The sequence below is a fragment of the Pseudacidovorax sp. 1753 genome, assembly GCF_040544975.1.
GTDB lineage: Bacteria > Pseudomonadota > Gammaproteobacteria > Burkholderiales > Burkholderiaceae_C > Xenophilus.
Genome location: NZ_JBEPKY010000007.1, coordinates 122,973 through 132,986 on the forward strand (window position 1 = coordinate 122,973; position 10,014 = coordinate 132,986).

Annotated in this window: 17 protein-coding genes and 2 tRNA genes; all 19 read left to right on the forward strand. The window is 68.5% G+C overall.

What is annotated here, in order from left to right; translation table 11 throughout:
• Positions 1-16: 16 nt before the first annotated feature.
• The 19 genes from ABIC63_RS10450 (at position 17) to ABIC63_RS10540 (ending at position 9,719) form a co-directional block, all read left to right on the forward strand.
• Positions 17-292: a hypothetical protein gene (locus ABIC63_RS10450; RefSeq protein WP_354319687.1), complete on the forward strand. Its 276-nt coding sequence runs from the start codon at positions 17-19 to the stop codon at positions 290-292.
• Positions 292-546, forward strand: coding sequence for a hypothetical protein (locus tag ABIC63_RS10455; RefSeq protein WP_354319688.1), 255 nt, complete (start codon positions 292-294; stop codon positions 544-546). Before ABIC63_RS10450 ends, ABIC63_RS10455 begins: the two co-directional genes overlap by 1 nt.
• Complete coding sequence (locus ABIC63_RS10460; protein WP_354319689.1) at positions 543-1,103, forward strand: metal-dependent phosphohydrolase; 561 nt, start codon at positions 543-545, stop codon at positions 1,101-1,103. The genes ABIC63_RS10455 and ABIC63_RS10460 overlap by 4 nt, the downstream gene beginning before the upstream one ends.
• Positions 1,097-2,803, forward strand: coding sequence for a DNA cytosine methyltransferase (locus ABIC63_RS10465; protein ID WP_354319690.1), 1,707 nt, complete (start codon positions 1,097-1,099; stop codon positions 2,801-2,803). The genes ABIC63_RS10460 and ABIC63_RS10465 overlap by 7 nt, the downstream gene beginning before the upstream one ends.
• The gene (locus ABIC63_RS10470) at positions 2,800-3,930 is read left to right on the forward strand and encodes a phosphoadenosine phosphosulfate reductase domain-containing protein (RefSeq protein ID WP_354319691.1); all 1,131 of its coding nucleotides are present in this window, start codon (positions 2,800-2,802) and stop codon (positions 3,928-3,930) included. Before ABIC63_RS10465 ends, ABIC63_RS10470 begins: the two co-directional genes overlap by 4 nt.
• Entirely contained in the window at positions 3,927-4,289 is a 363-nt protein-coding gene (locus tag ABIC63_RS10475; RefSeq protein WP_354319692.1) for a hypothetical protein, read from the forward strand. The genes ABIC63_RS10470 and ABIC63_RS10475 overlap by 4 nt, the downstream gene beginning before the upstream one ends.
• Entirely contained in the window at positions 4,286-5,152 is an 867-nt protein-coding gene (locus ABIC63_RS10480; RefSeq protein WP_354319693.1) for a YdaU family protein, read from the forward strand. Before ABIC63_RS10475 ends, ABIC63_RS10480 begins: the two co-directional genes overlap by 4 nt.
• On the forward strand, positions 5,112-5,732 hold the full coding sequence (locus ABIC63_RS10485) for a hypothetical protein (RefSeq protein WP_354319694.1): 621 nt from the start codon (positions 5,112-5,114) through the stop codon (positions 5,730-5,732). Before ABIC63_RS10480 ends, ABIC63_RS10485 begins: the two co-directional genes overlap by 41 nt.
• Before the next feature lie 2 nt (positions 5,733-5,734).
• Entirely contained in the window at positions 5,735-5,962 is a 228-nt protein-coding gene (locus ABIC63_RS10490) for a hypothetical protein (RefSeq protein WP_354319695.1), read from the forward strand.
• Positions 5,959-6,180: a hypothetical protein gene (locus ABIC63_RS10495; RefSeq protein WP_354319696.1), complete on the forward strand. Its 222-nt coding sequence runs from the start codon at positions 5,959-5,961 to the stop codon at positions 6,178-6,180. Before ABIC63_RS10490 ends, ABIC63_RS10495 begins: the two co-directional genes overlap by 4 nt.
• Positions 6,177-6,617: a hypothetical protein gene (locus tag ABIC63_RS10500; RefSeq protein WP_354319697.1), complete on the forward strand. Its 441-nt coding sequence runs from the start codon at positions 6,177-6,179 to the stop codon at positions 6,615-6,617. The genes ABIC63_RS10495 and ABIC63_RS10500 overlap by 4 nt, the downstream gene beginning before the upstream one ends.
• On the forward strand, positions 6,614-6,814 hold the full coding sequence (locus ABIC63_RS10505) for a hypothetical protein (RefSeq protein WP_354319698.1): 201 nt from the start codon (positions 6,614-6,616) through the stop codon (positions 6,812-6,814). Before ABIC63_RS10500 ends, ABIC63_RS10505 begins: the two co-directional genes overlap by 4 nt.
• Positions 6,811-7,188, forward strand: coding sequence for a hypothetical protein (locus ABIC63_RS10510; RefSeq protein WP_354319699.1), 378 nt, complete (start codon positions 6,811-6,813; stop codon positions 7,186-7,188). Before ABIC63_RS10505 ends, ABIC63_RS10510 begins: the two co-directional genes overlap by 4 nt.
• Positions 7,189-7,191: 3 nt before the next feature.
• Positions 7,192-7,761, forward strand: coding sequence for a hypothetical protein (locus ABIC63_RS10515; protein WP_354319700.1), 570 nt, complete (start codon positions 7,192-7,194; stop codon positions 7,759-7,761).
• A gap of 2 nt (positions 7,762-7,763) precedes the next feature.
• Positions 7,764-8,285 carry a DUF1367 family protein gene (locus ABIC63_RS10520; protein WP_354319701.1) on the forward strand — a complete coding sequence of 174 codons (522 nt, stop codon included), beginning with the start codon at positions 7,764-7,766 and terminating at the stop codon, positions 8,283-8,285.
• Entirely contained in the window at positions 8,282-8,803 is a 522-nt protein-coding gene (locus ABIC63_RS10525; protein ID WP_354319702.1) for a nuclease domain-containing protein, read from the forward strand. The genes ABIC63_RS10520 and ABIC63_RS10525 overlap by 4 nt, the downstream gene beginning before the upstream one ends.
• 78 nt (positions 8,804-8,881) lie before the next feature.
• The gene (locus tag ABIC63_RS10530; RefSeq protein WP_354319703.1) at positions 8,882-9,208 is read left to right on the forward strand and encodes a hypothetical protein; all 327 of its coding nucleotides are present in this window, start codon (positions 8,882-8,884) and stop codon (positions 9,206-9,208) included.
• Positions 9,199-9,275, forward strand: a tRNA-Met gene (locus tag ABIC63_RS10535). The genes ABIC63_RS10530 and ABIC63_RS10535 overlap by 10 nt, the downstream gene beginning before the upstream one ends.
• A gap of 365 nt (positions 9,276-9,640) precedes the next feature.
• A tRNA-Thr gene (locus tag ABIC63_RS10540) sits at positions 9,641-9,719 on the forward strand.
• Positions 9,720-10,014: the final 295 nt, after the last annotated feature.

The following is a 10,014-nucleotide window of genomic DNA, read 5'->3' on the forward strand; positions in this document are numbered from 1 at the left end:
CAACTGCGTTTCCGTCATGACCAACGACCCCAACGTGCCCGTGTTCGCGCGGGCGATCCTCGGCGGGAAGAAGACCTGCAAAGTCGAGGCCCGCGTCAGCGATGAAGTCAAAGAGGCCGTCCGCCGCCGCGCGCTGGACCTCGGCTTCTCCTCCGAGAGCGAGTACCTCGAAACCCTGGTGACCGTCGATTGCTTTGGAAAGAAGCATGTGCAGATGGTCCGCGATCGCCAGATCGCCATGGTCTGCGCCTTGGCAGACACCGAGCCGACGGCCGAAGGGGTTGCATCGTGATGCCCCTCAAGACCATCTACGTCGACCAGCCGCCGCCGTCGGAGATCCCGCACGCTCGGCCACCGCTGCATCTTTACGACTGGTGGCTGCTGCCCAGCGGCCAGATCGTGGAGTTGCGCAAGATCAGCGGCGAGCACAACCCCGAGGTCGTGGTGCGCAACATCAACTCCGATGGCGAGATGGCCGCGGGGGAGTACTGCCTGTCGCTGCGCTTCCTGGTGACGCGCGCGACGCGCGTGGAGGTGAAGCGATGACCGTCAAGCACCTCAAGGGGCCCACGATCATGCTGGCCAGTGGCCGTTACTTCGACCTCGAAGACCCTGCCGCGTGCGACTTTGACATCGGCGACATCGCCCACGCGCTGGCGCACATCTGCCGCTTCACCGGCCACTGCAGCGAGTTCTACAGCGTCGCCCAGCACTCGGTCATGGTGTCGGTGATCGTGCCGCGCGAGCACGCCCTGGCGGGTCTACTGCATGACGCAGCCGAGGCATTCATCGGGGACGTGTCGAAGCCCCTGAAGATGCTGCTGCCGGACTACAAGGCAGTGGAGCAGCGCATCGAGGCAGCCGTGTTTGCCCGCTTCGGTCTGCCACCCAAGCTGCCAGCGTGCGTGAAGGAGGCGGATGTGCGCCTCCTGCGCACTGAGCAGCGAGATCTGATGGACGCAGAAGGCCATGCGTGGTCCTTCACCGAGGGCGTCGCGCCGCTGCCGCTCAAGATCGCGCCGCAGTCGCCGAAGGTGGCACGCATGCTGTTCATCAACCGCTTTAACGACCTGCAGCGCGGAGCTGGGGGGGTGGCATGCTGACCCCTCAATTTCTTCTGCCCATCGCGTCCGAGCTGGTGGTGGACCTGTTCGCCGGTGGCGGCGGTGCCAGCACGGGCATTGAGCAGGCCATCGGCCGGCCGGTGGACATCGCCGTCAACCATGACCCGGAGGCGGTGTCGCTGCACACGGCGAACCACCCGCAGACCCAGCACTTCATCTGCGACGTGTTCGAGGTCGACCCTCTGCAGGTGACCGCCGGACAGGCGGTGGGTCTGCTGTGGGCTTCACCCGACTGCAAGCATTTCAGCAAAGCCAAGGGCGGCAAGCCTGTGTCCAAGAAGATCCGCGGCTTGGCCTGGGTGGTGGTCGAGTGGGTGCGCCGGCTCGCTGAGTTTGACGCAGGCAAGAAGCCTCGCGTCATCTGCTTGGAGAACGTCGAGGAGTTTCAAACCTGGGGTCCACTCGGCGACGACGACAGGCCGTGCCCGTTGCGAAAGGGCGAGACTTTCAACGAGTGGCTCGCTGCGCTGCGCTCATTCGGCTATGTGGTGGAGTGGCGCGAGCTGCGCGCGAGCGACTACGGCACGCCCACCATCCGGAAGCGCCTGTTTCTGGTCGCGCGATGCGATGGGCAGCCGATCGTGTGGCCGGAGCCGACGCACGGGAAACCTGGCACCTTGCCGGTGAAGGCCAAGAAGCTGCAGCCCTGGCGCACGGCAGCCGAGTGCATCGACTGGAGCATCCCGTGCCCGTCGATCTTCGAGCGGAAGCGGCCGCTGGCGGACGCCACGCTGCGCCGCGTCGCCAAGGGCGTCATGCGCTACGTGGTGGATGCGGCGGAGCCGTTCATCGTCGGGCTCGCGCATGGCGCACATGCTGGCCGTCCGGATGCTGGTGACCGCTCCCACGGTGTAGATGAGCCGGTGCGCACGATCCATGCTGGCGGTGGCAATCACGCGCTGGTCATCCCGACGCTGGTGCAGACCGGCTACGGTGAGCGCCCCGGCCAGGCGCCCCGCGTGCCCGGCCTGGAGAAGCCACTCGGCACGGCCGTGGCCGGTCAGAAGCATGCGCTCGTCGCCGCCTTCCTGGCGAAGCACTACACGGGCGTGGTGGGCAGCGAAGCGGCGGAGCCGATCGGCACCGTCACGAGCGTCGACCACCACAGCCTGGTGGCGGCGCACCTCGTGCACATGGGTCACGGCGAAGGCAAGGACGGGAAGAAGCGCTTCAGCCACGGAATCCGCGACGTGCGCGAGCCGCTGAACACCGTCACGGCCAACGGCATGCCCGCCGGCGTGGTGACGAGCCAGCTGGTGAAGCTGCGCGGCACCAGCACAGCCCAAGCCGCGAACGAGCCGCTGCACACCATCAGCGCTCAGGGCCAGCACTTCGCGGAGGTGCGCGCCTTCCTGCTGAAGTACTACGGCACCGACCAAGACCCGCAGCTGTCGGAGCCGCTGCACACCGTCACGACGAAAGATCGATTCGCGCTGGTGACAGTCCGCGGCGAGCAGTACGCCATCGTGGACATCGGTTTGCGCATGCTCACGCCGCGCGAGCTGTATCGGGCCCAGGGCTTCCCTGACAGCTACCGCATCGAGCAGGGCGCAGCCGGGGAGCCGCTGACGAAGACGGCCCAGGTGCGCATGTGCGGCAACAGCGTGTGCCCGCGACTGGCCCGCGCCATCGTGGCGGCGAACTACCGGGACTTGTCGATGGAAAGGGCGGTCGCATGAAGGTCATCCACGTCGTCAGCGTCTCGGGTGGCAAAGACAGCCTCGCCACTCTGCTGATCGCGCTGGAGCGCTGCGGCCACGCCAACGTCGTGGCGATCTTCTGCGACACCGGCAACGAGCACGAGGAAACCTACGCCTACCTCGACTACTTGGAGCGTGCGCTGGGCATCCAGATCATCCGGCTCAAGGCCGACTTCAGCGAGCAGCTGCTGGCGAAGCGCATGTTCATCGCACGCGACGTGCGCACCGCGCGCGAGGTGGAGCGCGTCGTGTGCCTGGATGTCGCCGGTCAGCCGCTGCCCGCGCGCCGGCCCGGCGACGGCGCCATCATCACCAAGCAGGTGATGCGCAAGGACGGCACCGTGGAGACCATGGTGGTGCCGAAGACGCGCAAGGTCACCACCCGCCGCATTCGGTGGAGCAACCGCGCGAAGCGCCGCGCGCTGGCCGTGATGTACCCCAGCGGCAATCCCTTCCTCGACCTCTGCATGTGGAAGGGTCGCTTCCCCAGCCGGAAGGCTCAGTTCTGCACCGAGGAACTGAAGCGCAATATGGCCGTGGGCTACCAGCTGGAGCTCCTGGAAGCCGGTCACCGCGTCATTTCCTGGCAAGGCATCCGGCGCGACGAGTCGCAGAACCGGGCCAACGCAAAAAAGTGGGAGCGCGTCGGGCCCGGCATGTGGATCGCCCGCCCCATCGTTGACGCGACAGCGGCCGATGTGTTTGCGCTGGCCCGGGAGCGCGGCCTGCGGCCGAACCCGCTCTACCTGCAACGCATGAGCCGCGTTGGCTGCATGCCCTGCATCAACTGCAATAAGGCCGAACTTCGGGCCATCGCTGCACGCTTCCCCGAGCATCCCTCGCGCATTGCGCATTGGGAGTGGCTGGTCGGCCAGTGCAGCAAGCGCGGCTTCGCCACTTTCATGGCGGATGCGCACAGCGCTAAGGACCGGCGGCAGATCTTCGCCGACCTCAACATCTGGGCCCGCATCGAGTGGTCCAAGACCACCCGCGGCGGGCGTCAGTTCAACCTCCTCGACGAGGAGGAGAACGAAGGCGGGGGCTGCAGTTCGTCCTATGGCCTTTGCGAACAGGGCGAGCCCCTGACCGAATTGGAGGCCGCATGACCGCAGCCAACGCTCCCACCTTCGGCCGCGTGGATCCCGTGGTGCTGGCCCACCGGCACCCCGACGAGTTCACCGCGCGCTTCATGGCCTACCTACCCGAGAACCGCCACGTGTTCGAGGCCTTCGAGTGCGAGGCCTTCCGCGTCATCGCCAAGGGCTTCGATCACTACAGCGCGCGAACCATCATCGAGGTGCTGCGGCACAACTCGGCGCTGGCCGAGCGCGGCGGGCCCTGGAAGCTGAACGACTGGCACACGCCGTACCTCGCGCGCCTGTTCGCGCTGGCGCACCCGGAGCACGCCGGCCTCTTCGAGTTCCGCGTGACGAAGGCCATGCGGCAAAAGCAGGAGGCTGCTTGAACTTCTACAAGCGCTACCCGGGCGACTACGCCAAGAAGACCTCCCGCCTCACGCTGGCCCAGCACGGAGCCTATTCCCTGCTGCTGGACGAGATCTACCTAACCGAGGCGCCGTTGCCCGCGGACCTGGACGAGCTCTACCGCATCTGCCGGGCCATGACGAGGCCTGAGCAGGAGGCCGTTCGCATCGTGGCCGATCGGTTCTTCCCAGTGGCGGCCGACGGCCTCCGCCACAACGAGCGTGCAACCGAGGAGATAGCCGCGGCGGCACCCGCCATCGAAGCCGCCAGGTTGAACGGAAAGAAGGGCGGTCGGCCGCCTAAGCAGCCCCAGCCAGTTACTCCGCAAAACCCACCAGATAACCCGCTGGGTTTCTTCGTTGAAACCCAGGTCAAACCCGGCACGGAAGCTCCCCATAGTCCAGAGAGAGATCTATCCACTGACGTGGATAGCTCTCTCCGTGCTCGAAGCGGCTACAGCCACGACTTTGAACAGGCTTGGCGGGAATACCCGAGCCGCACCGGTCACTCGAAGGCCGAGGCCTTCCGGGCGTGGAAGGCGCGGCTCGCCGATGGCGCGGCGGTTGCCGAACTGCTGGAGGGCGTGAGGCGCTACGCCGCCTACTGCCAGGCGTGCCGCACCGAACCACGCTTCGTGAAGCACGCTGCGACCTTCTTCGGCCCCGACCAGCACTACCGCAGCGACTGGACCCCGCCGGCCGCAGGCCGCGCCCCTGCCGCGAATTCGAGCCCCTACGCCTCCCCTTCGATCCACGAGCGCCGCGCCGCAACGATGGCCGGCCTCACCAACACCGGAGAGCACGATGACCGCACTGTCGATGCCGAATCCCGCTTCGTCGGCTGAGCCCGCGCCGGCGCCGCGCCGCTGGGTTGCCCGAGTTTTCGAGCGCCTGGGCGGCCAGCTCGGCGCCAAGGTGGCCGACCTCTACGCCGACCAGAACCCGGAGGCGGTGCAGGAAGAGTGGGCCGCCGGTATGGCGGGCCTGCATCCCGATGAGATCGCCCGCGGCATCGCGGCATGCCGCGAGCGCGTTTTCGCCCCCACCCTTGGCGAGTTCCTGCACCTGTGCCGCCCGGGCCTCAATCCCGAGTGGGCCTGGCATGAGGCCGCCGACTGCCTGCGCCAACGCGACGCGGGACATGTGGGCGCGTGGTCGCACCCGGCCATCTGGCGCGCCGCCTGCGCGATGTCTCCGGAGGTGCGCGGCGGCGACTACCTGCGCCACCGCACCCGCTGGATCTACACGCTGCGCCGCGAGTTCGCCGCGGGCTGGGGGGAGCCGCCACCGAAGCCCGCCATGCGCGTGCAGCACAACGCGGCCGTGCGCGCGCCATGCGCCAAGGAGCGGGAGGCGCTGGCCAGCCTGCGCAACCTGCACGCCCAAACCGCCGCCGCCCGCGCGGCAGCCACCACCGAGGAGTGAGCATGTCCACCATCAGCAACATCATCGGCATGGCATGCGACGCGCAACGCCGCATGCAGGTCCTGGCGGACCTGGACCGCAAGGCGCGACTCGGCGCGCCCATCCACCCCGTTGCCCTGCGCGTCGAGCGCGACAAGCAGCGCGCCCGCCTGGACATCTGCGCCGAGCACTTCGCGCTGCTGGGTGCTGCGAACGATCCGGCCCCCACGCCGGCCCCGGTGCTCGCATGACCGGCGTTCGCATCCGACGCCCGGACGTGGAGGAGACCGGCCTGTCCGAGGAGGAGATGCTGCTCGCGCTGCGCGAGGGCGTGATGCCGGTGGGCGAGTCCGACGCCATGATCATCGTCACGGCGAAGGCGCCGCGCGTGCTGCACATCACCGCACGGCGCAGGCAGCCTGCCTGGAGCGCGGTCGACGGCGCCTCTGAAGCCCGAGGTGCAACGTGAGCGGCCGCCGCCAGCGCGTGGTGCGCATGTCCCTCATCGAGCGGGCCCTCATGGAGAAGCAGTGGCATGCCACCGCCGTGCGCGCGCAGATCCACGCGATCACCGGCGATGACGGCAACCACTTCGTTGACGCCGCAGGCCGCATCCTGTGGGTGGTGCTGGAGGCCGCTATCACGGAGCAGGTGGACCCGGAGCTGCCCGAGATCCGCATCATCCGGGGCGCCTGCAACTCGCTCGAAGAGCAGGCCGGCGTGGAGGCCATCACGCCCGCGCGCCGCGCGTCGATCCGTGCGGGGCTCGAAGCCTGCGACCGGCTGATCGAGGCGATGCCCCGCAAGGCCCTGATCGATGGCGCGTGCGAGCTGCACCTGCGCCTGAACCGTGGCTCCGTGAACTGGAGCGACTTCCAGGACCGCCTCGCCAAGGTGGCTGCATGACAGAGCCGATGCTCGAGCGCCACCGTTGCGAGGTGCGCATGCTCATCGCAGCCAACCGGGATAGGGCCCGCGGCCGGGAGTGGGTGCAGAACTACCTCGACTCGCCGGCGGTCAACGGCCGACGCGAGCAGCTGCGCGCGGACTTGAACGACCAGATCGCCAAGGGCAACCGCGGCGGGGAGGGAGAGTGGCTGTGACGACGATCCACGCCAGCGTGCCCCTGCGCACCACCAATGGCCAGAACGCGCGAGAGCACCACTTCACCCGGGCCCGCCGCGTGAAGAAGGAGCGCGAGGCCGTGCTCTGGCGCTTGGCGCCGACGCGGCCGCCCGCCGGGCCCGTGCGGGTGCTGATGGTGCGCGTCTCGCCGCCCAGCGCTACTGGCCGCTGGCAACCGCTGGATGCCCACGACAACCTCCGCGGCTCCCTCAAGGCGCCCGTGGACGCCGTGGCCGAGTGGCTGCGCCGCGACGACGCCGACCCGTCCATCACCTGGGAATACGGCCAGCGGCAGGGCGGGAAGGGCGAGTGGGCTGTGGAGATCCACGTCAGCGAGGCGGCCCAGCTGTAGCCCATGGCCCTGAGCCCCAACGAGCAAGCGCGCCGCGCCACCTACGGCCGCGGCATCTGCGAGGGCCTGCGCATGGCAGGCATCGACAACCCTGGAGCATTCATGAACGCCAACAAGATGGCCCGCATCGAGAGCGGGCTCAACACCATGGCCGTCAAGGTCCTCGACGCGGTTCCTCTGCAGGAGGTGTGGAGCAAGGCGCAGATCGTAGCCGAGCTGCACCGTACCGGCTGCGGCGCCGGCCGCGACGTGGTGGACGGCTGCCTTGCCACGCTGAAGGATCGGGGCGCGATCAAGGAGCCGAAGCCCGGTCACTACCAGCGCGTGGCCGTGCGCCAGGTCGCGGCCAATGATTCCGCGCCCGTGGCCACAGTGCATCCCATCCAGCCCGCGGCCGCGCCGAGCAGCGACGACACCCTGAGCCGCCTGGCCAACCTGGGCGCGCTGTTGCGCCGCGCCGCCGACGAGTGCGACTCGCTCGCCCTGGAGGTGGAGGAGCGGGTCAAGGACGCCGGCAAAGACGGCGCCAAGCTGCGCCAGCTGCAGGCCATCCTGAAGGGCCTGGGAGACTGACCATGCCCGAGATCATGCTGGTGCGGCAGGAGCAGGGCGCCCTGTCAGAGGACGACAAGGCCGCGGCGCGCCGGGCGATCTTCGGCATGGTCGACGGCCTGGGCGAGCGCGGCCGCCGGCAGTGGCGCCGCCTGTGGAACCACATCCTGAAGCTGGAGCCCGGCGAGATGCTGTCGGTGGCCACGCACCTGCCGCGCAGCGGCAAGTTCCACCGCCGGCACTTCGCCATCGAGCAGGCGCTGTTTGAGGCGCAGGAGCGCTTCGAGGTGTTCGACCAGTTCATCTACTGGATCAAGGTCGGCGCGGGCTGGGTGACCTGGGCCGCTGGCCCGAAGGGCGGGGTTGTGCCGATCCCGCGCTCGATCAGCTACGCGGCGGCCGACCAGGCCGAGTTCCACGACTTCCACGACCAGGTGATGCAGTTCCTGCGCGGGCCCCACGCTGCCCGCTACCTGTGGCCGCACCTGAAGGACGGCCGCGCCGACGAGATGATGGAGTCGATCCTGGGGAGGTTTGAGGAATGAAGCGCAGTGCCCCCATCCCGCGCACCGCATGGAAGCGCCAGGACCAGCCGAAGGGCGAGGCGCGCCCCGAGCGCATCCCGCCCGTGGTGAAGCCCCTCACGCGCCCGCCGGTCTACTGGAAGCCCGCCAACGAGCCGGTGCTGGCCCTGCCGAAGACGGTGGCGCACCGCAACCGCGCGCTGCTGGACCTGGCCGAGGACGCGCCCTGCCTCATCCGCCGGCCCGGCGTGTGCAACGGCGACCCGAAGACGACGGTGTCCGCCCATGCCAACCTGCACGAGGCCGGGAAGGCGGGGGCGCGCAAGGCTGACGACGAATACAGCGTGTGGGCCTGCGCCCGCTGCCACACGTGGCTGGACAGCAGCTACAGCGCCACCTTCGAGGAGAAGGCGGAGGCCTTCAAGGTGGCCCACGCCCGGCAGCGCATCGCGTGGCAGGCCATTGCCGAGGATCCGCAGCGCAGCGAGAGCGACAGGCGGGCGGCTCGCTGGGCGCTCGATCACCTGGCAGGGAATTGAAGAAGGCTGTATATTTAAACAGTGTTATGCGTCGTCTACCGCCTCCACCACGCCGGGGAAAAGCTCCCCAAGGAGCTGGTGCGCGCGCAGCAGCCGGTGGAGGGCTGGCTCTACCTGGGGCAGTGCCCCAAGAAGTATTTCCCGAAGCGCATTGCCCAGCTGCAGGATCCCGAGGACCGAACGCGCCTGCTGCTGCCGGAGCTGGGCGACGCTAGCGTCATCGGCATCAAGAAGGGTGGCCTCATGATCTTCGGAAACGAGGGCTTCTCCTCGAGCCATCCTGTGTGGCAGCGATGGTGGGTGATTCCGGGGATCTACGACGACCGGCTCGCCCAGGTGGCGAGTGAACCTCGACCCCCCTTGCACCCGGAATCTCCAGTCGGCAAAGTCACTGCCGCGGCGTAGCTCAGCCTGGTAGAGCAGAGGGTTCATACCCCTCGCGTCGTGGGATCGAAGCCCACCGCCGCAACCAGACATAAAACCGTGGTGCCCCTTCGTAAGAGGGGAAGCCGCCGAGGGGGCCGGACCCATGTGGTGTTCCGGCTTTCGCCGAGGCGCCGGGCGGCAACCGGCAACCATCATCCGTCCCGCGACCCATGCGCGGCCCGGCCCAGCCGGGGTGATCCAGACTGCACGGCGCAGGTCATCGGGAGCCGAACGGCGAGGGATGCTCGATCCCTTCCGCCCTGAGCCAGTGCAGGGCGCCCCTTTGGGGGCCATCACGCCTGACGGCGGCCGCAGAAGGGAGTTGGGCGTTCCTGCCCATTCCGCCGTCAGACGGGATGGTCAAGCGCCCCGCGCGCAGGGTCGGGAGGACCTGGCCGCCATCGCCTCATTGCCGCCATAGCTCAGTCCGGTCAGAGCGTTCCCCCTGTAAGGGAAGGGCCCCAGGTTCGAATCCATGGTGGCGGCACCAGATCCCGACCCCCCTTGAATCCCTGCCTCCCGGCAGGTTGAATCCCCTCCGACGACTCGCAGTTGTCTCCCTCCGCGCCACCGCGCGTTTCACCCCGGGGCAGGTCCCCGGGGTTCTTTCATTGGCACAGCGCAAACCGTCCCACGCGGGAAACGAGCCAAAGGCGACGAAGCCGAAGGGCAAGGTCACCCCGAAGAAGACGGCAGCCAAGAAGACCCCCGCACCCAAGCCGCAGCCCCAAGGCACCCCAGCAGCCTCGAAGTGGCGCGCGGCGTCTCCCTCTCCCTCCCCATCA

Bases quoted from the DNA above. Each gene is read 5' to 3' on its own strand.
- ABIC63_RS10450 (WP_354319687.1), top strand. From the start codon at position 17: ATGACCAACGACCCCAACGTGCCCGTGTTCGCGCGGGCGATCCTCGGC.
- ABIC63_RS10455 (WP_354319688.1), top strand. From the start codon at position 292: ATGCCCCTCAAGACCATCTACGTCGACCAGCCGCCGCCGTCGGAGATC.
- ABIC63_RS10460 (WP_354319689.1), top strand. From the start codon at position 543: ATGACCGTCAAGCACCTCAAGGGGCCCACGATCATGCTGGCCAGTGGC.
- ABIC63_RS10465 (WP_354319690.1), top strand. From the start codon at position 1,097: ATGCTGACCCCTCAATTTCTTCTGCCCATCGCGTCCGAGCTGGTGGTG.
- ABIC63_RS10470 (WP_354319691.1), top strand. From the start codon at position 2,800: ATGAAGGTCATCCACGTCGTCAGCGTCTCGGGTGGCAAAGACAGCCTC.
- ABIC63_RS10475 (WP_354319692.1), top strand. From the start codon at position 3,927: ATGACCGCAGCCAACGCTCCCACCTTCGGCCGCGTGGATCCCGTGGTG.
- ABIC63_RS10485 (WP_354319694.1), top strand. From the start codon at position 5,112: ATGACCGCACTGTCGATGCCGAATCCCGCTTCGTCGGCTGAGCCCGCG.
- ABIC63_RS10490 (WP_354319695.1), top strand. From the start codon at position 5,735: ATGTCCACCATCAGCAACATCATCGGCATGGCATGCGACGCGCAACGC.
- ABIC63_RS10495 (WP_354319696.1), top strand. From the start codon at position 5,959: ATGACCGGCGTTCGCATCCGACGCCCGGACGTGGAGGAGACCGGCCTG.
- ABIC63_RS10505 (WP_354319698.1), top strand. From the start codon at position 6,614: ATGACAGAGCCGATGCTCGAGCGCCACCGTTGCGAGGTGCGCATGCTC.
- ABIC63_RS10515 (WP_354319700.1), top strand. From the start codon at position 7,192: ATGGCCCTGAGCCCCAACGAGCAAGCGCGCCGCGCCACCTACGGCCGC.
- ABIC63_RS10520 (WP_354319701.1), top strand. From the start codon at position 7,764: ATGCCCGAGATCATGCTGGTGCGGCAGGAGCAGGGCGCCCTGTCAGAG.
- ABIC63_RS10525 (WP_354319702.1), top strand. From the start codon at position 8,282: ATGAAGCGCAGTGCCCCCATCCCGCGCACCGCATGGAAGCGCCAGGAC.